The organism is Flavonifractor sp. An9, from assembly GCF_002161245.1.
Classification (GTDB): Bacteria; Bacillota; Clostridia; order Oscillospirales; family Oscillospiraceae; genus Flavonifractor; species Flavonifractor avicola.
The window spans coordinates 67,614-91,889 of the sequence record NZ_NFHC01000012.1 but is presented as its reverse complement, the minus strand read 5'-3'; the positions used below and the strand labels follow the sequence as shown (position 1 = coordinate 91,889).

At 54.3% G+C, this 24,276-nt stretch carries 16 protein-coding genes; all 16 read right to left on the bottom strand.

Annotation, left to right across the window (positions count from 1 at the left end; translation table 11 throughout):
• Positions 1 to 146 precede the first annotated feature (146 nt).
• On the bottom strand, positions 147 to 680 hold the full coding sequence (locus B5G40_RS09475) for a sigma-70 family RNA polymerase sigma factor (RefSeq protein WP_087399456.1): 534 nt from the start codon (positions 678 to 680) through the stop codon (positions 147 to 149).
• 913 nt (positions 681 to 1,593) lie between these two features.
• Positions 1,594 to 2,139, bottom strand: a complete 546-nt coding sequence (locus tag B5G40_RS09465) for a hypothetical protein (RefSeq protein ID WP_087399455.1) — start codon at positions 2,137 to 2,139, stop codon at positions 1,594 to 1,596.
• Positions 2,140 to 2,156: 17 nt separating this feature from the next.
• On the bottom strand, positions 2,157 to 3,614 hold the full coding sequence (locus tag B5G40_RS09460; RefSeq protein WP_087399454.1) for a S1 RNA-binding domain-containing protein: 1,458 nt from the start codon (positions 3,612 to 3,614) through the stop codon (positions 2,157 to 2,159).
• A 48-nt stretch (positions 3,615 to 3,662) separates the two neighbouring features.
• On the bottom strand, positions 3,663 to 5,672 hold the full coding sequence (locus tag B5G40_RS09455) for a VirD4-like conjugal transfer protein, CD1115 family (RefSeq protein ID WP_242959362.1): 2,010 nt from the start codon (positions 5,670 to 5,672) through the stop codon (positions 3,663 to 3,665).
• Positions 5,659 to 6,444 (bottom strand): hypothetical protein, encoded by a 786-nt coding sequence (locus tag B5G40_RS09450; RefSeq protein ID WP_242959360.1) that lies wholly within the window; start codon positions 6,442 to 6,444, stop codon positions 5,659 to 5,661. The genes B5G40_RS09455 and B5G40_RS09450 overlap by 14 nt, the downstream gene beginning before the upstream one ends.
• Positions 6,445 to 6,815: 371 nt before the next feature.
• The gene (locus B5G40_RS16645; RefSeq protein WP_143383398.1) at positions 6,816 to 7,010 is read right to left on the bottom strand and encodes a hypothetical protein; all 195 of its coding nucleotides are present in this window, start codon (positions 7,008 to 7,010) and stop codon (positions 6,816 to 6,818) included.
• Complete coding sequence (locus tag B5G40_RS09445) at positions 6,985 to 7,674, bottom strand: DUF6100 family protein (RefSeq protein WP_087399459.1); 690 nt, start codon at positions 7,672 to 7,674, stop codon at positions 6,985 to 6,987. The genes B5G40_RS16645 and B5G40_RS09445 overlap by 26 nt, the downstream gene beginning before the upstream one ends.
• Entirely contained in the window at positions 7,661 to 8,203 is a 543-nt protein-coding gene (locus B5G40_RS09440; RefSeq protein ID WP_087399452.1) for a DUF5697 family protein, read from the bottom strand. The genes B5G40_RS09445 and B5G40_RS09440 overlap by 14 nt, the downstream gene beginning before the upstream one ends.
• Entirely contained in the window at positions 8,164 to 8,817 is a 654-nt protein-coding gene (locus tag B5G40_RS09435) for an HD-GYP domain-containing protein (protein ID WP_087399451.1), read from the bottom strand. Before B5G40_RS09435 ends, B5G40_RS09440 begins: the two co-directional genes overlap by 40 nt.
• A 49-nt stretch (positions 8,818 to 8,866) precedes the next feature.
• Positions 8,867 to 11,479, bottom strand: coding sequence for a VirB4 family type IV secretion system protein (locus B5G40_RS09430; protein WP_242959358.1), 2,613 nt, complete (start codon positions 11,477 to 11,479; stop codon positions 8,867 to 8,869).
• 311 nt (positions 11,480 to 11,790) lie between these two features.
• On the bottom strand, positions 11,791 to 13,290 hold the full coding sequence (locus tag B5G40_RS09425) for a C40 family peptidase (protein WP_087399450.1): 1,500 nt from the start codon (positions 13,288 to 13,290) through the stop codon (positions 11,791 to 11,793).
• Between the two features lie 68 nt (positions 13,291 to 13,358).
• Positions 13,359 to 15,521, bottom strand: a complete 2,163-nt coding sequence (locus tag B5G40_RS09420; RefSeq protein WP_087399449.1) for a hypothetical protein — start codon at positions 15,519 to 15,521, stop codon at positions 13,359 to 13,361.
• A 65-nt stretch (positions 15,522 to 15,586) separates the two neighbouring features.
• On the bottom strand, positions 15,587 to 21,181 hold the full coding sequence (locus B5G40_RS09415; protein WP_087399458.1) for a SpaA isopeptide-forming pilin-related protein: 5,595 nt from the start codon (positions 21,179 to 21,181) through the stop codon (positions 15,587 to 15,589).
• Positions 21,182 to 21,262: 81 nt separating this feature from the next.
• Positions 21,263 to 22,528 carry a CAP domain-containing protein gene (locus B5G40_RS09410; RefSeq protein ID WP_087399448.1) on the bottom strand — a complete coding sequence of 422 codons (1,266 nt, stop codon included), beginning with the start codon at positions 22,526 to 22,528 and terminating at the stop codon, positions 21,263 to 21,265.
• Between the two features lie 68 nt (positions 22,529 to 22,596).
• Positions 22,597 to 23,361 carry a class D sortase gene (locus B5G40_RS09405; protein ID WP_242959356.1) on the bottom strand — a complete coding sequence of 255 codons (765 nt, stop codon included), beginning with the start codon at positions 23,359 to 23,361 and terminating at the stop codon, positions 22,597 to 22,599.
• Positions 23,300 to 24,271, bottom strand: coding sequence for a cell wall protein (locus B5G40_RS09400; protein WP_087399446.1), 972 nt, complete (start codon positions 24,269 to 24,271; stop codon positions 23,300 to 23,302). Before B5G40_RS09400 ends, B5G40_RS09405 begins: the two co-directional genes overlap by 62 nt.
• Positions 24,272 to 24,276 lie beyond the last annotated feature (5 nt).

Here is a 24,276-nt window from a genome sequence, read left to right as displayed (position 1 = left end):
TACCATCTGGCTGGCCGCCGTTTTAATTTTGAGATGCTCAGCGGCTTGATTTTGTATTGCATTTTTTCGCCTCCCTAAAAATCTGAAATTTCTACTTGACTTTTATTAGCAGGTCTTTCCTTAAAAAGGGAGTTCTCACCTGCCCATCACTCTGAAGCGCCGAGGGCCTTGCGGGCCCTGGACACCCACGCCGTTACATGATTTGCCGGCACGCCGAACATCTCCCCGATCTCCCGGTTGGTGTACCCGTCCATCAGCATCCGGATGGCCTGGAACCCCTTGGCCGTCACGCCGGCGGCCCCGGCCTCCGCCCGCTCCAGGCGCACCAGGAGCGCCGAGCAGGCTTCCCGCTGCTCCGGGGTATCATCGTCCAGCACCGTGCAGGGCAGCTCGGCAGGATCGGTGGCGACCTCCCGCCCCCGGCGGGTGGCGCGCTCCAGTTCGGTATAGATTTCATTGCGGATGAGCCGGTAGGCGTAGGTGGAAAAGGCCACCGTGTGCCCCGGTTCATCCGTCTGGGCCGCTTTGCAAAGCCCCAGGCAGCCGATCTGGAACAGGTCGTCGTAGTCGAACATGCTCCCGGCGCCCAGGGTATGGACGCAGTCCTGGATCACCTTGCCCACCAGTCCCATGTTCTCTTCTACCTTCATCCGCTGCTCCTTCGTAAGCGGCGACAGCATATCGTGCACCTCCTGCTACCTCTTTCAATTTGTTTTGCTGCTCCAGCCGCTCCTGGAGCAGTTTCCGGCTCTCGTCGATGACCACCTGACAGTAGTACTCGCCCAGATGCCCGATATGGGCGTGGGCCATGGGCGCCTGTACGGTCATGGCCAGCCACTGGTAGGCGTCCCGCTTGCTCATGAGTCCGGACTGATACAGTTTGTTGAACTCCCGATGCGCGGCATAGCGCAGCTGCCGCAGCTTCGGCCCGGCCAGGCTCCCCATGGGCTCCAAGGTACCCGGGTGCGCCATCACATAGGAATCGCACGCCGGGTACCGGGAGCAGACATAGGCCATCGCACCCGGCCGGTGCGTCCTGCAAAGGCCATCCGCGCTTCGAAGCACCGCGGGGCTGCCGCAGTGGCAGCGCAGGCGTCCGGCGCCGGGCAGCACCCCTGTCCGGCTGCGTCTTGATCTCTTGCTCAACTTGTATCCCACCTTTCCGGAAGAGATCTTCCATAGTTCCTACTCGCACCGGCTTTGTCACAGCCGGCTGAAAAACAAAAAAGGCCGGAAGCCCGCTGAAAAAAGACAATGCAGAGCCAAGCGCTGGAATATTGGTGTCGCATCCAGCCATTGACTCTGCACTGTATTTCAGCGGCCTTCCGGCCACATATTTTTTCAACAAGACCTGCGCCTTGTGGTGCCGCGGTACAGCGGCTCCGTCACGATTCCCCACCCTTCTTCAGTGGGTCTGACGCCAAGGCGCCCCGGCGTATCGAGAGCCTGTGCGCAGCATCTTGCTATACGTGAATTATAGCAAAATACCGGCTAATAGTCAACGAAAAACCACAATTTCAATGCGTATTTCGCTACTTTTTTCCCAATCTCAGTCTGGGAGATTTTATCTCAGTCTGGGGACAGGTTTGCCGATCAATACTCCTCTTCGTCCTCGTCTGCCCACTCGTCATAGTCTTCCTGCTGGCGGCGTTGCTTGGCAAAATAGAGAGCCACAAGGCCGCCAATGCCACAGGCAAGTCCGACGAAAAACACCACCATAGGGACGATGGAAACACCAGAGTCTCCAGACTCCCCAGTAGGCTCTTGTTCCTGCGGCTCCTGTACCTGTCCGGAACTCTCCGATTGCTGCTGCGAATCGGGAGCTTGCTCTGAAGGCGGGTCAGGGATGGGAACAGTGGAGTTGATGCAGCTGAGGGTGTAGGTAGTGCTTCCACCCAAATCCATAGTCAGGACACCGGACTCATCCACTACGATGGGTGCCGGGAAGATGCCAGCGTCCGTACGCAGTTCAAACTCTACACCTGCCCAGCGTGTGCCCAGCTGGAGGACCAGTTGGTCGGGTTGCTGAGTAATTTTCGGTTCGGTACCGTCTGTGTCTGCAAAGGCAGTCGTGCAGAGGCACATGGCCAGACACATGGCGGTCAGGAGGGTCACCCGGAGTCGTCGTTGGGTCGTCATAGTCCTATTCCCTCCCCTCAGCGCATGGTGGACATGTGGGTGATCACACCCCAGATCCGATTGTTTTCATGGTTGATTCCCAGGATCCGCACAGTCGCTCTGGCTCCCCGGGGCGGCCGACCGCGCTTGGGGTAGGTACAGAGACAATCGATACCACCATCCAGAGAGACAAACACACCGTTGAGATCGACCATACTGACGGTGCCCACATAGCGGTTGCCCACCACATACTTCTTCAGAGCTTTCTCATAGGGGTTCTCCATCGCCTGCTTCACCGAGGCGGTCACCCTGGGGTGGTTGCGGTCGCTACGGTCCACTTCCAGTACTCGTACCAGCACGCGCTGGCCAGGCTGGTAGTGCTGCGCAGCATCTACCCAGCGCTGGTAGGACAGCTCTCTCAGGGGAATATAGCACTCCGCACCAAACAGATCCACAAAGACGCCCGCCCGGATGACGGAGATGACCCGAGCCTCAGCGCGGATTCCCTCGTAGATCTGGTAGTTACCGTCCCGGTCGGTGCGGAAGTAGTACTCCCTGCGTTTGAGCGCCATAGCCTCCAGCCGGCTGCCCGCTACCACATTGTGCTCCTGGTCGATACCCTTGACGATGTAATCCACCTCCGCGCCCAGGCGCTTGTTGAGCAGATAGTGGAGCACGTCGCCTTTGGGCTGGCCACGATAGTCCGCAGGCTCCTCGATGGCCTCCAGCACCGGGATGATGACCTTGAAATCCCCGTGGTAGATGACAGCATAGGACATCTCCGGATTGTCCGCCAGGCGCTCCACGCCCTGGATCGTGCCGGTGAGGATCTTCTTGCTCTTGAGAGACTCCACCAGATCCAGCAAATCGTTGCGCAACCGATCCGCGTCCGTCTCCACCGTTCGCTCGGCGTCGATAGAGACCACCCTCTGGCGGCGCCTACCCGGCATACGGAGTTTTTGGGGCTGCCCAGAATCGGATTGCTCCTCCCCTTCGGTCGCATCGTCTCCCTCATCCTTCGCATGCTGCACCTCTTCCGTCTTCTTGCGGGAAGTGCGCCGGCGCCGTGACGGAACAGCCGGTTCGGGGGCTTCTTCAGCCGTAGTATCCCCCGCACTCTGGGCCACCCCAATATCAGCTGTCTCCATGTCCAGGTCAGTCTGGGAGCTGGCATCAGAGTCAGCGGATTCCACGTCAGTCTGGGACGCAAATCCCTCCTCACCAGGTTCAAACTGGCCATCCGGATTCCATTCCGGTTCAGTCTGGGGCGGAGCAGCCTGGCCATCGGTACCTTCCAGTGATTCCAAGTCAGTCTGGGGTGCGTCAGGGTCCAGGGTGTTGGCAGCTGCCAGCTCCAGATCCGTCATGCCGGCATCGACCTCCCCACTGGGCGGTGTTTCCAAGTCAGTATGGGAGTTGATGTCAGACTCGGTACCAGTGGTCTCCGGCTCTGCATCAGGAGTCTGCTCCTCGATCTCTTTCTTAGTTTTTGTCATGGTATAGTATCCTCCTTTGGTTGAATATGTGGGGTACAGTACTGCTTATTAAAAATCTGCCGGCGGCCGAGATCGCTCATAGAGTGTCTTAGGCCGTCTGGCGGGCTTAGACGGGAATTCCGCAGGCTGACTGCTGCTCGGCGGTGCCTTTGGAACGGACTCTACTGGTGGGGCTGGGGGGGCCTCTTCTTCGGCAGACAGCTTTTCTGAGGCGGCAGGTACTGGCTCAGGCGGTTCGGTCACGCCTGGCGCCATTGGCGCCGACTGCTCCGGAGCTTCCGGTGGCTGGACCGGTACGTGGTCAGAATGGTAGTTCTGAATGCTAGTGCGCTCACACTCTTTCGCATACGGGTGCTCGGTGAAATCAAACTTCTTCGCTCGGAGAACCTTCTGGCCGCGGATGATGATCAGCAGGTCATCGTTGGGCAGCCGGAGCACCTCGTCTGGGGTCAACACCCGTCGTCTTCCAATCCCCTCTGTGTAGCGGTACTGTGGAATGACTTGTGCCAGAGCGATGCTCTGACGTGTGGTCATAGTGGAATTAACCTCTACCGTCATATCTCCGCTGCGTGCGCTGAAATATTCCGCCGTCACATCGTCTGTGGCACCCAGCATGATTTGGGTATCAGCATTTCCCAGCAGCTCCGCCCACAAATTATTGGGATAACGGTTTTGCAACTGAGGCAAGCTTTGTGAACACATAAGAATCTGCAGGGATCTCGAACGGATCGTGGAAAGTCGCCTGCCGAAGTCCTTTATGGTGCCGATATTATTCATCTCGTCAAGGATGATGTTGACTGGCACCTTACATCGCTGCTCCGGGGTGCTGTCTGCGTAACGGACCAGCTTGATGAACAGGAATGCAAAGAAAAGGGCCGAAAGGAACTCCAGCGAGGAGTTCTGGTCATCCAGGATGATATAATAGGCACATTTGTTCCAGCCCGGCTCGGACAAGTCTATATCCGAGCTGCGAGTGATCCGCCGGACAGCTTCGCTTTGGAGAACCTGCAGACGGGTTCCGAGGCCCAACACGATTCCGGCGCGCACAGTATCGCTGGCCTGACTGAACAGGCTGTATGGTCCCTTAGCCGGATGATCGATGGGCAGCCGGTCAAAGAGCATGGTAAGTTCTTTCTCTGTATGCTGGGTGAGCATTTGGTAAACGGCAGGTAGATTCCTCTCCTCCGGTGTCCTAGTGGTATCCAGATCCACATACAGGATCAGGCTCTTGAGCAGATTGCTCTCACCGTTATCCCAGAAGTGGTCGCCCTTCTCGTCACCCTTCGTGTTGGATATGATCACGTCGGTGAGGATCTGGGCCATGAGGGTGTCGCCGCCCAGGTCAAACATGCAGTTCCAAGAGTCACTGTACTCTGGCTGTAAGAGGTTATAAACCCGCACTTTGTACCCGTGCTTTTTGAACAAACCAGCTGTATCTGCAAACATCTCCGATTTCGGATCTGCGACCACAACTGACTCTCCCCGCCGAATGCTCTGAAATAGTGCAGGTCGAATCACACCTCTGGATTTTCTGGTACCGCTGGCTCCAAACACAGCGATGTGCTTATTGAGGCGAGTATCCTCCGGCAGGCAAATAACCGAGCCACCCTCCGTCTTTCCCAGAATAATTCCTTTCGCTCGCTCTGGGCTGGCTATCTCCAGAACTTCACGCATCTCTTTCTCACTCATCCAACCGGATGTACCATAGGTACCCCGTTTACTGCGGGTGAAGTTGCGGGGATCGTAGTCATTGCTGCCAAACCGGTTATAGAGGCGAATGACGAGGTACAGGCCGCCCGACAGTGCTGCCACAAAAAAAGTACATTTCAATCCGCTCAGAGTCATGGCGCTGCGCCAGCATACAAGGGGCGAAAAGTAGATGGTTCCCATGGTGGCCTTACCGGTCATTCCACCATCAGCCAACCATTTTTGATAGCCTATCGTGAGCTGGTTGACTAAGCCACCGAGATAGAAAAGCGCCGCCATACCCAGTATGACGGCGATAATGATTCCTGCTGTGCGTACAGACTTACTCTTCATTCCATCAACTCCCTTCATCTCCCTCCTCCCCTGCTCCAATCCCAAGCACAGCTTCCAGGTCTGACAGTTCAATCTCCCGCAGCTGCGCTCGTCCCCCCACATACCTGTCCACAAACTGACTCTGCCAAGGATAACACAGGATTTCATAAGGAGCGTCGCTATGCTCAAGTGCCTGCCGCACCCGCACAAGGCGAGCAATGTCTCCATCCAAGTGGGAGAGAATTAGAGTTTTCCCATTTTGAGCGTCATACTCCATTACGCCGGGCATCGCCACACGCATCTGATCTGGGAAAACAGCTGTGAGTACCTGCTCATGCCAGTCTGGGAGCGTCAGGATATGCAGGAGTCGGATACCCTGTTCTGTCATGGGTATGAAATGCACATGGGGATAAATCCGATCAAAGCGCAGTTCCATTCGTTTGCTCTTATCGGACTCCAAAAGGGTCTGCAGCGCCAGATCCGTTTGCTCTCCCAGCAGGATGGCATGGTCTGCCCGGGCGGGGCCCGCATTCATGCGGGCCAATTCCTCCAGATGGCGGGCGGTCTTAAACTCACCCATACCACTCCACTTCATCACGGCGTCCCTTGTGTTGTAGACAGCATAGCAGTACCCCGGACTAAAGAGCGCACCTGTGAGGCGGGTGAAGATAGTCTTGTTCATCTCTGCATTGTCCAACTGCTTAACGGATTTAGCCTGATAAAAGCAGGCGCCGTCTGGCACAATCTGCTGAATTGCCCGTTTCTGAAGCGGTGGAAGCAGGAAAGACCGAGTTTCCACACCAGCGCCCATACAGACCGCCACCGATTCTGCGACCCGGTGATTTCGCTCCACATGACTTGCGCTCCCAGAAAAGCGGTGACCACCGGTTGTCGTCAGATACCAGTCAAGGGCTGCCGGGTTGAGGGCCTGCAGGAGAGGTAGCGCACTCTTGTAAAGTCGGATTGTCCTCCTATCCCCTCTTCCGCTGGTGGTGAGCATTTTGCAGGTACCGAGGTCTGCCCCGGTGGGAGTTCGGAAGTGCTGTACCACCTCCAGCCTTCTGACCAGCTCCTCCAGCGTTCGAACACTTCCCAGCAAGTGTAGGGATCGATGCGGAAATTCCCCACAGATGGCCAGCAGGTTAAGCAAACGATAGACATGACTGCCCGGCCGCAGCGTAATCATTCGGACTGCCCGGGGCCGTTGGAATTTGAGGCATGGCTGTTTCTCTCTTTGCCGCAAAACAGCTCCCGGTCACGCCTGGGAAGCCCTGTCTTTTCGGGGATTTTCCGCCGTTTCGGATTTACGTGGGCTTGCGGCCTGGAAACAGGCTTGAAATCCCGTATCTTTTCAGGTCCAAATTTCGCTTGTTTCATATAGTTTTTTCTCCTCCAAATCGTCTGCCTGTGCAGCCTCCAGCCACACAGGAAACCGGCTGGTAGGCACCACATACACCTCCGTACAGTCCACGTCTCCGGCGGCACTGCAATAGTAGTGGGCACACCGCCGGGGGGCATCATCTGGCAGTAGGTAGAGTGTAACGATGTCGGTCACCATGTTGACCTCGATGTTGTCATGGTCGCGGTAGGCACGCTCCGGGCGGTCGCGCTGATATACATGCCGGTAGGCCAGCACGCAGCTGCGGTAGAGTGCCGGCGGCTTGCCGTCGAAATAGCGCCGCAGCGCAGGATAAAGATATTGCTGGATATAGATGGGCGAGCCTGTACCCTTCTTTGGAAGAAGAGCCGGAATCTTCAGCACGAACCACCCCCGTCTGGCATAGCCCATCTCAATGGGGACGGTATCCAGCAGCATCTGCTCCGTCAGTTCCGTCGCCTTCGGATGCCCAGTATAGGCTGGAAGCACTCGTGCGAGCAGGGCCAGTTTCTCCACCTCTGCAGAAAATGCAAAGGCAGAACCGAAAGCGCCCGCCATGTCCTCCCGATCCAGCAGGCGTCGGGTACGGGTAAGTTCTACGGCCGCGCGCTCCATCCGACGCTCAGCGCCAGCCAAAGCCCGCCCAAAATCAGACTGTACCATTCCCACCACCCTCGCTCTCTGTGTAAAATCGCACATTGGGTACCTCCTGACCGTTGTAGTCTACGGTGGCAAACAGGCAGGGGACATTCGGCAACACCAGTTCCTGCGCCATACGGATATGAGGCAGGACAAAAATGTACCGCAGATCCTCCTGAGGCTGAAGCAGACGAGCCAGATGCTGCTCTCCATCATATAGGACCACGATCTCATAGCCGATGTCCTCCTTGAGAAAGAAGATTTGCGACGGATACGTGGCTGGGTAGTGGGCCATAGGCTCAACCTTGTCAATGAACTGCAAAAGCACCCATACCGCGAGAATCATGCGTGGGTCCGGCTGGCACATGGGATCTACCCCCAGATAGTACCCACCGGAAATATCGTAGAGCAATACATCCCGCTTCAGACCCCGGATGATTTTTTCCGCCGTCTGGGGCGGCTTGTCTTTCAACATGCGAATCACCTGAGTCTTTGTCAACGCCCCATACTCCGTCAGCCAATGGACAATGTGCTGTTCTTCCTGCAGCAGCATGGGCCAATTCCCCCCTTTCCAATATGTGCATAATCAGCGGTAATGCGTATTTTGCTCTTTATGCGCGTTTCGTCTTGGTAGAGCTTCAGAGCCTGCGGGAGGTTGTTCAACAGCAGGCCAACAAGTTTTTCATCCAGTTCTACGCCAGCAAGGCTGGAAAGATAGGAACTGGTACGTTGGATACTCCATGGACGCTTATAGGAGCGAGGCGAAAGCAGTGCATCGAAAACGTCAGCTACCGCAACCAACCTTGCATGGGGATGGATCTCGTTCCCCTTCAGGCCGAGGTAGCCGCTTCCATCAATGCGCTCATGATGCTGAAGCGCCACAGTCGCAGCAGTACGCATCGTACCATTGGTATGGCTCAGGATACGGGCACCGACGGTGGTGTGCACGCGCATGAGCACGCGTTCTTCCTCGGTCAGTGGGCCCGGTTTACAAAGGATTGCGGTAGGAATAGCTGTCTTCCCAATGTCGTGGACAAGGGCGGACTGGGTGACCGTTCTCACTTCGGAGTCTGGTAAGCCAGCCAGTTTAGCCAGCATTTCAGAAAGTGCCGCTGTACGGCGGCAGTGAGCCTGCTCTGCAGGAGGCAGAGGTTCGGGAAGATTCATATTGCTGCCCTCCTAACTTGAAAAAATCGGATATCTTCTGTACCACCATTTATGGGGTCTGTGTCTCAGCCAGCTGGTCACGGCTTGCTTCAACTGCCTCGCTGTCCGGAACAGAGGCGGCATCAGCAGTGTCAGCTACTGCCTTCAGCTCTTTGAGCATGGCCTCCAGCTCAGCGCGGTCGGTGGTAATCATCTGCTGTTCCTCCCTGGACGCCTTGATGATGACCGGTACCTTATTGCTGTTGCTGGAAATCAAAGCCTCGCCGCGCTCAAACTGGGTGATGCTGCGGATCTCCGTCCGGGTGAGTTTTAGGACATCCTTGACATACTCAGCTTCATCAGGCTCCAGGTTCAGGATAATTTTGGTTTTGGAGTTATTGAGGATCGCCCTTCCATAGCGGCCATCCTCCAGCCCAAAGAAATCGGAGAGGTCCTGCGTTGCTGCCAGGGCCCCTCCTCCGTAACCTCGTATAATTTTGAAAATCTCCAAGCAGAATTCTGCTGCTTGCTTGTTGGCCGCACCGCCGATCAATTTCCAGATCTCGTCGATGAAGATCATCTTTCGCTTGGTGCGGTCTGCCTTCACCTGGTCCCACACATAATCCAGTGCGATCATCATGCCGACCGGGAGCATCTTGCCCTTTAGTTCTGAAATGTCCAGCACCACATACTTGTTGTCAAGATTAACATTGGTCTGCCGATTGAAGCTCTGGGCACTGCCGGTGACAAATCTACTGACGATTGTGGCCAGCCGGGTGGTCAACGGATTTTCTTTGAGCACCTCATAGAGATCACCCAGGATGGGCATAGTTTTGACCTTACCGCTGCCTGGATCCTCATAGATGGAACTGTTGTCATGGGTAATACCAAATTTGGCATAGGTTTTGACCAGCGCCTCGTCCAACATCTGCTCCTCCTCGTTATTCATATCCGGGATCAGGAGTGAGAAAAAGATCATCAGCTGCTGAATCTTCTTTGCCAGCATTGAGTCAATGTCGGTATAGTCCAATTCGTCAATCAGCTCCATCTCGGGCGTGAGGGTAGGACGGATCTCCATGACATTGATACAGGCACTGGAACCAGGTGCCAACTTAATATACGTGCCACCGATCTTGTGGCACGCCCGCTTGAATTCATGTCCTTTTAGGGGTGCCAGGATATAGCATTGGACACCTCGCATCCGCAGTCTAAGGGCCATCACTTGCGTTGTGAAGGTTTTGCCCGCTCCAGAGGTGCCACAGATAGTAAAGTTGGCGTTTTTGTTGACTTTCGTATTGAATGGATCAACGATGCAAAGGGAATTGTTATGACGATTGAGGCCCAACAGGATACCATTGTCATCTGAGAGCTCAAAGCTCGTAAACATATAGGTGGATGCGGCCCCAGAAGTAAGCACATTACGTTTTGACTTCCGAGCCAGGCTGGGATCGAGAAAGAGAAAAGGCATGGTGGAGCGCAGTGCCGCTTCCTGCTGGAACAGGCAGTCCCCCACCTGGATGTCCATGGACTTCATCAGATCGGTCATCTGCTGCTTGCGCCACTGGAGTTCCTCATATGTGGGGGCAGACACCGTAATGAGCACTGTCATATAGAACAAGTCCTCATTGCGACTTGACAGTCCCTGCTTGATGTAATAGCCAGCCTGGATGGAACCGGCAAGTTCCTCATAGTCCGTGGAAGTATCCTGCAATTCCCGCAGTTTGGTGCGATTGAGGCGGATGCGCTGAGCCACCCGATCAATGGTCTTGCCGCGAATTTCCCTGCGCAGGTGCAAATCTACATCGACACCCTCGCCGGCATTGATTAGGGACGACATCCAGCCTCCCCGTACCTGCTGAGGATATCCGCTCTTTCGGATGTAGAGGTAGGTATAGTACATACCATCCATGACGATATAACCGGGATGGCTCAGATCAAGTCCCCGAGGCGCCACAAAATTAACCGCCCGGATCTTAGGCACCGGATCGACACCAACCACCCTCTTCTTGGCGGTCATAGCGTCCACCACTACACGGTTGAGTCGGCTCTGAAAGGGATCGTCCACACAGGAGCGACGATTGAAATACATATATAGGATCTCGGCCACGAAGGCGTCTTCGTCCTTAGGCTGCACAATACTGTTGCCACACTGGGCAAAGTATGTTCTGGCATTCTGTGTCATCGTCTGCAGGGCGGCGTAGACCTCCCCATAGTCGGTGTCTGCCTGCCGACGTACCGCTTCATACTGAAAGATAAGGAAAAACCTGCGGGTCAGAGCTTCCCGGCTCCCCTCCTCCTGGATGAAGCGGATGGTTCCCTCGCCCAGTTCACGGCATGCAGGTACATCTTCCTTCTCAATATCTGCCTCCAGACCGGCTACATAACGGTCTGAGTCTGCCTTGCGGGTGATGGACTTGAATTGCAGGCGCATAGGCGAGATCTTGAGCCAGCTGGCAAAGGTGGAGATAATACCCCACTGCTCCTCATTGGACCGGAGCAAGAAATTGATAGGCTCAATCTCTAAAATCTTCAGATAACGACCATCGGTGGTCTCAACGATCCCGTTTCGAATCTCTTTGAGAGGAATGTAGTCTTGGACGAACTCCAGATGATTTTCCTGCTTTCCTCGTTCGGGCTGAACCTTTCGCCGGCGGGCGCTTCCTTTGCGTATTTGTTGTGCCATAGCGATATCCTATCCTCCTGTAATGGAGCTGGCGACGCCGTATCCAGAACAGAACCATGTGTGTAGCGAATTGGAGCAAAGAATCTCCTCCGATACCCATGAGGGCGAATACACCCAGCGGAAGCAACGTCATAGTCATCACCACAACCTTTGCGGTGGCTGGTAGGTGCATCCACATCAGTTCCGGGTAGCCTACAAGCAGAAGCAGGAAAACTGCCTCTATTGTATTGCGGGTCTCCAGCAGGCCGCCCAACAGCTTTCCTGAATCGGTGTAGTTGGGCGGAATTGTATAGACATTGCTGAACTCTCGGTCATCCATTGGCGCCTGCCTCCTCTACTTCAAGCGCCGCCGGTAAAAGATCACCTTCTAAATCAATATCATTTCGACGACGGTACTGTGTTACATAGTCGGGCGAATTGAGGACCACTCCAGTTGAGCTGGCGCAGTGTACCCAGAGTTTTTTCCCATCGGCATCCTTTCCCGCATAAAGCAAGACGTGGTTTACAGGGACGGTTCCGGGCACCGCCATAAAGCCCAAGTCGCCGGGCAGCAGTTCTTCCTCTGTGATAGCATGAGTAGCATCCCATTGGTTCCAGCTTCCGTCATAAAGGGTAACTCCCAGGGCAGTCTGATAGACCCATTCAGTAAAGCCCGAGCAGTCCAACCCATAGGGTCGAATCGTCCCTGTACTGCTGGAACCTGCTGCAGTTACCAATTTGGGTGTATTCCACTCGCTATTCCATCCAGGGGCGCTTTTTCCACCCCAAAAATATGGAACCCGCCCTACCAAAGACAGGGCGCAGCGCATCAGTTCCTTTCTCTTACCACTGCAGTCCAGACTGGCCAAAAAGAGATTCAGTTCCGCATCACTGATCGGCGGTACACTACCATCACTGGTCGTACCATACATGGTCATCTTCAAAGCATTGGACATATTGAGAATAGCCTCTCCATAGGTGATGTTGAACTGGTCGTATGTGGCATCCACATCCACCCCAAAGGCTTTAAGAATGACAGACTGGTCAAAGGGATGGATGGTACAGACAACATATTCGACTGTCTCCGTCTCCCCTGTTGCTTCTGATTCCCCGCTTTCTACTGGGACTTGCGCCTCCTTTACCTCATAGGTTACGGCATACATCTGGTCTGCCACAGCATTGAGCTTACTCTGCAAGTCAACTTTTGTGGTACCGCGCTGTCCCATGGAAGCGGAATAGGCCGCCAAGGTATAGCAGGTGTCGTAGTCCGTGGATATCAGAGCGTTGTTAACAAGTGCCTGCATGGACAGCTCATAGTCGTAGCCGCCATCTGCAATGATTTGATCCACCCTGGCCAGCGCAGCATCGTAACCAGACTGAATACAATCCGACACTACAGCGGACAAGTCATCAAAAATAGTTGAGACTTCTGTCGGCCCGTTTGGATCGACCGAAGACGGATCTGTGCGGAAAATGTTATTGAAGACGATGGAAGGTAATGAAACCACTGCAATTACGATGAACAGAAGGAACAGGCAAATAAATATGAGAATCTTGAATAGAGTGTGGCGCAGTGACCAAGCAGCGGACAAGATTGCTCCCCACGGACCAGCAGCTGCAGTGCCAGCTGCAATCTCTGATACCGCTTTTCCGGCCTCCACACCTGCTTTTACTGTTGCCGCTGCCGCATTGGCAGCGGCCTCTCCAGCAGCAGCACCCGCAGCACCGGCGCTGCCTGCACCGGCTCCGAACTGGCGTGCTGCTTCCGCAGCCTGCTGTATACCTTGCAGGTAGTTATCCTGTCCATCTCCAAATCGTTGTTCTTCAGACAAGGGGGATCACCTCGCTTATGATAAAAAAGCGGGCAGACGCATCCCTTAGTGGTACGTCTGCCCGCTGGTCAGGGCTTCTTTCGGTTGGGCGGCTTGCGCTCACCTACAGGCCGCTTCTGGGGTTGTGTATGACGGGACGGAGTGGATTTATAGCGCATTGTCTCCACCATTGTCGTCTGCAGCTTGTCGCCATCGTAGACTGGCTTGCCATCCTCATAGATGGGCCGCCGTTCCACAGTGGGTGTGCCGGGAATGGCATACCACTGACTGCCGCTGCTGTCCTCATACACATGATAGTCGCCGCGAGGTGCCTGATACATGGTTCGGTCAAAGAACGCCGTGCCACTACCATCCTCATGGCGCACCTCCAGGATGCCATCGGCAGCCCGGGAACTGTCAACAGACACCACGGGTTGGTCAAAGCCAGGCATAAATTGCCCGAAGAGTGCCTGGTTGTACTGGGCGGAGGGACTGAAGCCACCGCCGGACGGTGCCGGCGTTTCTGGCTCAAATTCCGGTATAGAGGCGGCAGGCGCCATCGCATACCAGCTCAAGCCATCTGCACCTTGGATGATCTCATGGGGTGCATCCGGCTCCTGGAAGTAGGCACTGTTATACCAAAGGCTATTGCCACCATCCGGGTAACTGGCCTCCAGTGTGCCATCGTCTACCTGCCGCAGCAGTGTGCCATCCGGTGCGCTCGGGAACGCCTCAGACACTTGAGCTGCCTCAGATGCATCACCGGTAAATGCGGGAGTCGAGTAAAATGCGCCCATGCCTTCTCCAGAGGCAACCTGATACCACTGGCTTCCATCTGCTGCCGTGACCACAGTATGGGGCGTATTGGGCATTTCATGCTGGGCAGTACTATATAGGTCCACCTTGGCCTGCCGCCCATCCGGAGCGGTAGCCGTAGTGCTGATGTGACCACCGGTGATCTGCGTGCCGGAATAAGTCATATTGCCTGCGGGGCCACTTGCCAACTGCGGCACATAGCCAGTAATGCTTCTGTCCGCGATTTCGCCTCCAATCGTGCCGGAGACATTGGGTGGCCGTGTTGCCACAGAGGAAATGGAGTTGGGCGTCAGTGTAGCGCCATTGCGGGCAGCCATACCGCCGAAGGTTCGTCCGACAAAGCCGACACCTCCTCCGGCACCCATACGGCTTCCGCCATCCACTACAGCGTCACGCACAAAACTATTGGGCTTATATCGGTTCATAAAACCAGACAGGATACCACCGGCTGAGGCTCCACCTGCGGCGCCGGCTGCGGCCCCGGTAGCACCCTTTGCACCACCGCCAAACACAGAGGCGGCACTTCCGCTGCCGCCTTTGGAAAAACCGGTCAACGCGCGGGCAGCCATCAGCATCTCAATACCCATACTGCTGCCCGTTTGAGCAACTGATAGGCCCAGCGCCGCCAGATAACTGTCACATTTCTGAGCGATCTTCAGCAACGCAAGTGCGCAGAAGAGCCAGAGAAAGATGTTGCCCTGGCCATTGGTCAATGCGCCGCCGTTTGCAATGAATTGGCCAACAGAAGAGTTAAAGGCACGCAGGAACCAAACATTGAGTACCAGGAGCAAAAGCTGGGAACCGACCATACGGCACCAGCTTTGAAAGACCCGGGATGTGGCTTTTGAAGCACCCATGGCATAAGCAAGTGGTGATGTATAGCAGAGAACACCAACCAACACATACCGCTCTACAGTCTCCAAAAGCAGCTTAAAATAGTTCCAAGCCAAGGCAATCATGAGGATGATCAAAAGAATCAGGCCCACTACCGTGGCTACAGAAACGAGTGTGGTGAGTCCATTGGTCAGCGCCTGCTCAATTCCAGCAAAGGTAAAGTCACCAGGATCCAATGTGGAGTCCATCAGCGCTGTGTATGGTGCCCGCGCAATATCCAGCGCGAGGCTGAAGATGGGTTTTGCATATGAGATTAGGACACCGAAGATTGCGCCTCTGGCCAGCACTGTGAGTGGGTTCTCTGTTTCCGCCAGCGGGCCACTGAACGCGCGGAATATCTGCCAGACTACCACCAAGAACAACAGCGCCCAAGCTGTGTACTGGATAATGGAGTAGGCACTAACGGCAAAGGGAAAGTATTCCTCCATTGCCGTCATGTCTGTTCCAAGCGCCCCAATGAAAACCCCTGAGATGGCATCCATAATCTGGGTCATCACACTGGCTACCCAGGTCGCTATGCCTTCAAAGATCCAATCTAACATAATATCGATTCCTCAACATGGATGGGGGCGGCTTGAGCGCCGCCCCCATCGTTGGTTGGTATTGCTTAATAGCCCGTCCGGGGCAGAGTCGGAACAGGACCGCCTCTATAAACAATGGTCACCCACCGGTCAGTAGCCTGAATCCACTGATTCTTCCACATGCCACCCACATCGCACTTATTGGCAAAGCGGTATTCATGAGAAAGCCCGGACAGCACATCACAGTAAATGTACGGTGTTTCTACCTGCCGGAAGCCACCAGGGACTCGACCGAAGAGGAAGGTGACCTGGGTTACATACTCGTTGGAGGCCAGGCCAAGCGCCGCCGGGGAAGCGTCCAAGGTGTAGTTCTGCAAGGTATTCAGGTTATCGGCCAACACCCGCTGAGTGTTGGAGAGATTGGTCTGGAATACGACCTTATAATTGAGCCGCGCCGAGTAAGTGCCAGTGATGATCTTATCCAGTCTGACTGCATCGGTCGGCAGCGTGTCACGCCAGTAGAAGCTATCCAGCGGCACAGTGCTGTTGTTCCCGATATCCTTGAAGGTGTAACGGATCTCCTGGCCAGGCACGACCTCCGTGTAACCACTCTTGCTGATAGAAACATTGGTGTAAACACTTTCGTTCAGGAACTCAATCTGGACAATCTGCCCCTCATGCTCCAGGTAGACCGTCACTTCTTCGTTGCTGACAGAGTAATACTGAGGGCTGGACACCTCTTTTATGATGTAGCGGCCCAAGGGGAGAGGTTTGGAGACTGCAAGGCCTCTGCTGTTGCTCTCAATGGTGTCCACAAGAACATTGGCCTTGTTGTAGATCTCAAACACAGCGCCTTCCAGCGGGGTGCCAGCCGGGAAGCCATTGATGGCATTGTCATCTGCGGACTTCTTCCAAATTTGAATTTGGGCTGTGATGGGAGTGTTCTCCCACTCAATCTCTGTGGTCGCACCATCTCTGATGTAGACAGTCTTCAACTCGTCATCCACCAAGTATCCTTCATTGTCCAGCTCACGGACATAGTAACGCCCACTGGAGAGATCATCCACATAGACATAGCCGCGGTCATCGCTGACATATTCACCGATGGGGTTCTTGTTGCTGTCATACACCAAGAAATGCACACCATAGATGCCTTCACCAGTGGTCGAATCGATCTTATGGATGAGAAGGCCACTGAACGCCTCATTTTCAATGCGGATGGAAGTAGTCTTTCCGTTTTCGACCTCAAAATAATGCGGCGTATCGTCTAAGCGGTACCCCTCCCCTGCCTCGATCTCCACGGCGTAGTACGAACCGTCCTCCAGGGAAAGGAAGGCGCGTCCGTTCTTATCGGTCGTGATGGTATCGATCAGTTCATCGTCCAGTTTCCGAATCTCAAATGTGGTATTCGGGATCCGCTTACTGGTCCGGTTGGCGTCAACCTTCAGGATCTCGACTCCACCAATCGGATCATTGTAAAATGTAAGGGTTTGTGTATCCGCGGCATTAACCACTACCGTCTGAGTCTGGGTGGCGGGGTCGATGGTGTACCCCTCGATGGTTTTCGTTTCCTTGACCACGATGGTTCCGGTCACTCCACTGATGCGGATCTCACCGTTGGCATCGGTGGTATAGAGGCCCTTACTGGACAGATGCCCATTATCGGCATCGACGTAGCCACCGTTCGCATAGGTCAGTTCAAACTCCACGCCAGTCAAGGGTTCATGGGTCACGCTGTCAAGCTTCCGGATGACCAGCGTTCCCTTCGCCTCATTGTAGAAACGCAGGGTCTGCACTTCGCCAGCTTTGATCTTGATGGACTTGGGGGTAGTGTCCAGCACATAGCCTTCCAGTGTCTTGGTTTCCCGAGCGGTCACCGTAGTGCCGGGCTCCAAACCGTCGATGACGATGCGGCCGTTTTCGTCGGTGATGTATTCACCGTTGTTGGGGCCTACGACCTCGCCGCTGGAATCAGTCACCAGGAACGTCACGCCTTTCAGGGGTGTCGTCGTTCCCTCGATGTACTTCTCGATTACCAGCGTGGTGCTGGGGGTATTGTAGAACGTAATCGTCTGTGTGTCGTTGGGATTGACGACCACAGTCTGGGTCTGGGAACCAGGGTCAATGGTATAGCCAGGGATGGTCTGGGTCTCTGTGACTACCAGGGTGCCCACCACACCATTGATCTGGATCTTGCCGTTCTTGTCAGTCTTATAGAGGCCGTTGCTGGAGATATAGCCGTTTTCATCGGGGACAAACTCACCAGTGCTGGTCGTTACCTTAAAGGTAACTCCCTCAAGGGGCTCACCAGTTTGGGAGTCCCGCTTATCAATAATCAGGGAGCCAGCTTTGGAGTTCGTAATAACAACCGTTTGGGTGTCCCCATTCTCGCCAACCACCACATTGGTAGAGGCCTGGTCCATGACGTACCCCTTGGGAGCCTTGATTTCGGTTAGTACAAAAGTGCCAGGGGCCAAATTGGAGATGCGGATCTCCCCTGCCGAGTCGGTGGTAAAGATGCCGTTTTGGGTCAAAGTGCTGTCACCGATTACTCCATCCAGTCCAACCTCACACCCGGCCGCGGTCGTTACTCTGAACTGAGCTCCAGCCAGGGGCTGCCCAGTAGCACTGTCTCGCTTTTGGATAATGATGGAACCTTTGGGTTGGTTCTTAAAAGTCAGGCTGACTGTCCTACCTTCCTTAATTTGGATGGTCTGGCTCTGGGTATCAATAATATAACCCGGCGGCGCTGCGACCTCAGTCACCACCACGCTCTTGCCGGGTTTGAGCCCCTCGATACGAATTTCACCATTCTCGTCCGTGCGGAAAATGCCGTTCGAGTCGCCAATGACAGTTCCGTCTGCATACACAATTTTGAACTCTGCATCCGGAAGTGTGATGCTGGGGTTGACCGAGCACACCTTTCTTACAAGCAAGATGCCGTCCGGCATATTCTCAAAGCGCACAGTGACTACACTCTGCTCACCGCTATCTGCCAGGTAGATGGTTTCAGAAGACTGAATGATGCTGTAGCCGTTCGCAGGGTCCACTTCTTCCAAAATATAGGTGCCAGCCTTGAGGCCTGTCCAGATGGCAGTCCCGTTTTTGCCGGTCACTTTCTGGCCAATCACGGTACCACCTGTGCCAGAGGTTCCGCCGAGGTATCTCAGCTGGAAGGTACACCCAGGCAGCACCTCGCCGGTGACACTGTCATACTTTTCTACAATAATGGCGTTGAGCGGTACGTTTTCAAATTGTACTGTCTTCTTCTCTCCGCCGTGGACAATAACCTTTTGGACTGTGGGTTCCTTCATTTGGAATCCAGGAGCAGGCGCAACCTCTTCAATCGTAAATTCGCCGGGGTACAGACGCTGCCCCTGTTCATGCAGGCGAATTTCGCCGTTGGCATCGGTCGTGATTTCTCCAAAGTCAAAAGATTCCGGTGCATCCGCAGCTTCCCCGGTGCTGGTGTAGGTCACGTGGAAATGCGCACCCTCGACGGGGGCGCCACCGACACTGTCCACCTTATAGATTGTCAGTTCAGGGGCTTTGTAGTCCTTGAACACCACTTTCTTTGAATCACCAGCGTTGAGAGTGATGGTTTGCTCACGATCTGCATCCTTATCGGGCAGATAGTAAGGGGCAGGGACAGACATTTCCGTGATTTTATAAGTGCCCGGCTGCACCCGTAAAGTGACGGTACCGTCCTGACCAGTAGTCACGTCGTGCTGATAGTCGCCGTCGATTGCCTCAATCCGAAATACAGTGCCAGGGATTGGTGTAGTGGAATCAGCTGCGTCTACCTTGGCGATGGTCAGTTCAGGCTGCTTGAGATTGTCAAAAATCAGCTGCTTATTATCACCAGGCCCCAGCCAAATAGTTTGGGTCGGCTCCGCTGCCACCACATAGGGGTCAGGGACGGAGACCTCTGTCACCTCGTAACTGTCTACGGGGATGCCAGTCAGTGTGGCAGTCCCGTCCTCGCCGGTCGTCACATCCATGTGGTATCCATGATGGATACCTTTGATTTCAAATACGGCACCAGGGACAACTTCCCCAGTCTGTCCGTCTCTTTTCAGAATGGTCAGTGTCGGGAGCATCTGGTCTACCGCCGTGACGGTAACAACGCCACCCCCGTCCACAGTAGCCTGATCCACATGTGCGATAACAGGCTGCTGCAGCTTGGCATAGGGAGCAGGTACGGACACTTCGAAAAATGCGTACATTCCTTCAGTGACATTAGGAACAATGATGCTGCCATCCGCATCGGTGGCCTCTGTGGCAATGATCTGACCGTCCTTGACCACGTTGAACACGGCGCCCTCAATAGGTTTATCGGAATCATCCAGTTTGATCAGCTGGACTTTGACTTTGGCGTCGTCTTCAAAAATCAGGTCAACATCATGTTTACCATCCCAATAGAACTCCTGCCTCACTTTGTCCGGATCACTGCTGATGGTATACCCATTAGGCGGGGTAACCTCCGTTGCAACAAAGGAACCAATGGGCATGGAGTCCCAGGGAACGTCCTCCAGATAACCGCCTGCACCGGTCGTATAAGTGCCGACAAATTCATTGTCCACACCCTCGATTTTGATGACTGCTCCGGCCAGACCTTTCGTGGGATCATCCGCATCTACTTTTCGGATGGAGCCCTCGCTGGTAATGACTGGCGTGTCGGTAAACGTCACAACGACAGTCTCTCCGTTAGAGTTGGGAAGAACCACGTACTGGGGGCCCGCATTATCGATTTGATAGTCCTCTGGAGGCGCCAGTTCCGTGACGGAGTATGTCGATGCATCCAGATTGGTGAGCGTAACAGTCCCGTCACTCCCAGTAACAACTTCCTTTTCAAAGGTCCCGTTGGCGTTCTGTACGAGGAATCGAGCACCAGGAAGCGCCTTATTGGGATTGGTTGCATCCACTTTTTTAATGGTGAACTGATACCGCTCCCGGGTGATTGTCAGGTCACCAATAATGATGCCCTGAACATCATCGGCGGGGTGCTGGGCAGAGCCGGGACCAGCGTAGTCATACTCATACACTTCGCAGTCGCCCCATACTCCTTGGGCACCCAGGTCCAGAATATACTGGGCTCGATCTCGAAGAGTCGTGCCGTCTACAACATCATCAATGCTGGTATAGTTGGTATGCTCCAGATTGTTATAGACGTACATCAATTCTTCAGCGCAGACCGCAGCAGGATCATTCAGGGTTCCCTGCTTATAGCGCCAGACCACTGCCTGCACCCATGCATTCATGGTCCAGGTATAGTCAGAACCCCAAACTTCATCAACGCCCAAGGCGTGCGCTTGATCCGTAAAAATACCGCGGCTATGGGCATAGAAATAAGCCATCATAATCTTAACCGTCTGATCATTGATGGCCTTCGGACTATCCCACTTATGACCATTTAGGGACCATCCCATGCCGCCACCATGGTCGGCACAGAACCCCATTACGGTATCACCATTGAAGTCAAATTTCATTTGATGGAGCCAGCAGGTGCTGAGTGCCGCAGACTCATAATAAACACCGTTATGGGTGCAGTCTTCCATGACAATAGTATCCGGGCTGGCTGCAAAAGCGGTGCTGGGCAGGAGTCCGAGCATGCAGATAAGCGCCAGGAAGAGACACATGAGCCGCATGGGCACAGCAGGAATTCGTTTCGATTTTTCCATGCAGATAAACTCCTTTTTGCTCATTTTTTACATAAGAAAAGCCTCCCAGCATCTCTGCCGGAAGGCTTTTCGTGTTCAAAGTTACGAATATGGATTGATAGTGCCGGACATTCCGACAAACAGATAACAGTAAGTCACCCCCTTATACCGCTCAACGCCAACACCCAGACTATCCGCCTTCGGATCTATCATTGCCTGAAGGTGTCCCGGCGAGTTGCACCAGTTATCCACAGCTGTCCGTGCTACTTCCTCAAGCGGGACGCCGGTAAATACAGTGAGATTGCAGTTGAATCCATGCGGATATCCGTGCGCAAGAACCAGCTCACACTCCTCTTGGCTATCATGCCAGGTGTTTCGGCGCGTCGCATAGTCCTGTGCCGCTTCCATGAGTGACTGGTCAGCCGGGGCCACAGATAAGCCATACTCCTGCCGAACCTGATTGACCAGGGCAAGGATTTCCTCTCTGATCTCCAGATTGTCCGAGTAATCGGTTCCAGTCTCCGACTCCGTCAAACCACCAGTGTCAGCCGGTACGATCATCACGAGGTTGCCCCGCTCTCCGTCAGCTGTGACAGCGAAAATTCTTGCGAATCCAGGAGATTTTGCAACTGCGACCCAATTTCCAGAAACCTGCTCCACCGCAATCACATCTGGATTGCTTGACACAAGTTCATTGACTTCCTCCGCAGGGGAGACAATCAGGCCACTTCGGGCCCCTACCTCCAAAGTAGTTCCTTTGTAACTGCTGATAGAGACAGATTCTTCCGTTGAATCATCCGGCTCATGAGAGTTACTCCAGGTCAACGCCCGATATAGCATAAGTGCCAGATCACCGCGGGATATTGCGACCTTTTGTGAAACAGCAGGCGAACTCAAACCGAGATCACAGGCAGTATTGCATGCATTGGTGTAGTCCCACTCTATCTCTGGCAGTGCAAGATACCGTAGGATCACCGTACATGCTGCCGCAGGAGTTACATAATCCTCTGCACCAAACAAATTTCCACCATAACCAACCATGAGGCCGTGGTAGGAACAGTAACCGACATACTGCTTGGCCCAGTCTGGGACATCCAGAAATTTACACTGAGCAACGTAAAACTCTTGATTATTCTCTACCAGCTCATGTTCACCGTGGATTCGGGAAAGGATGGTAGCCAGATGAGCTCGGGTCAGTGGACCGTCAAAGTTCATGTTCCCTTCCCCATCTCCAACCATGATGCCGCGACTACTCAGGTACTGTGATGCAAGTTCCAGCTCTTCGTTGCTGTCCTCCATCGCAAACGTCGGCAGTGTCAGTGAAAGCGTAACAGCTGCGACAAGTAACAGAATAGACAGTCTATGCATGCTGTTGCCCCCCTTCTTTGTATTTGACTCTATTACATCAAAACGGGGCCAGTTTTGCAAATGTTTTGTTACGAAACCTCACGAGCCTGCACACACCAGCGCAGTTCCGGCACATTCCGGACACAAGTGATCAGCGTGATCAGGTTTTCGCTACTCCGACCAAGCCTTGAGAAATCCGTTTCCTCAATCTTCCCAACGAAGAACACTTCATAGGTGCGCGTACCAAGTTTCGTGGTGTAGGTGATCCGGTCTCCCTTTTCCAAGGTATGGATTTGACCGAAATGGTTGGTAACCCCTCGGTTGTGTCCCGCAATCCCGACATTTCCGTCCCAACAGGAGGTGGACTTGAAATGGCCGGCTCCTTTTGCAAGGCTTTCCAGGCTCTCGTCTTCATACACCTTTACGGAAAGCCCAAGGGTGGGAATCTTCAGCCTACCGAGACTACCGTCCTCGTAAAACAGTCCGTCTGGCAGTGTGAACTTGTTGCTGCTCAAGCTGGTGTCCTGCGAAGGGGTGCTGTCATCATAGGCTGCCGGCGGCACATAAATCGTATCACCGCTAATGGTGCTGCTCGTCGATGTGTTGGATTGAGGGATCACGGCTGTACCGGCGCCAGGCAGATAGGATTCAGGACTGCCGAATGGTGGCGCCAAAACAGCGGTATTTTTGCTGCGGTCGATGTTGCTGCTCTCCGTCACTCCTCCGCCAACTACAATCACCTGGTCAACAGAGGTGGACGGAGCATACATGGGTCCATCCGAGTCAGCAAATTCATACTCCGCCGCCAGTGCCGGAGTCGCCATCATCGCCGTGACGGCCAGCAGCAGCATCATCGCTTTCAGCCAGTTCCTCATATGTCTTCCGCTCCTTTCTTCTCATAATCAGATAGGTTCCTCCACCACCGGCAGCGAGGGCCGCCAGTACGGGAAGAGCAATCATAAGCCAGTTCAGCCACGTGGCTTGAGGCTGCCCCTCCTCCACCGGTTCAACCGGCGTACCTGTAAAAATAACGGTATAGCGAATCACTGTAACGCCAGTGCGATATACCTCACCCGAATAGGTTGCCTTTGTGGTATACCCTGTCACGTAACTGACCGTTTTACTGCCGCCATAGGTACAAACAGCGGTAAATCGGTCGCCGATCTCATAATCATCAGCATTGTAGGTATTGTCTGTCTGCCACTGCACATCCTGCAGTTGCAATGTCCGACCACCCTCAGTGATGCTCTTTGGCAGATGGTTGAGATCTTGGTTGGCCAGATTGGGATAGGTGCGGGTAGCAGTTACTGGCTGGGTGCTGCTGCCATAGCCGGCAGCCTCTGTCTTGATGCTGTCCAGATCGAGTGTCAGGGTTCCAGTAAACCCCTCCTCTGTTGTGACCTCTTTCTCCTGGGGCAGCAAGGACAGGATCGTGTCCATGTCCTTTTTTTTGCTGTCCACAGTCTCCTCCTGGGTGATGACTTGCGTCTCACTGCCAATGATGACTTCCCTCAGCACATCAGTGCATTCATACAGGAGCCCATCCCGTTCAAACTGCCCCATCGGCAGAGTAGATGGATCAGTATTAGGTGAGAGGTCATACACCTTGCGGATCTCCTTGTTCTCCTGGTCGAGGATAATATCGACCGGGAGCATGGCATCCGGATCCGTCACATCCACACTGACCGCACCCGCAGGCAGTGTCAGCATGGTCAAAAGCAGGAGCGATGCGGTGACAGATAAGAATTTTTTCTTCACTGACATATCCT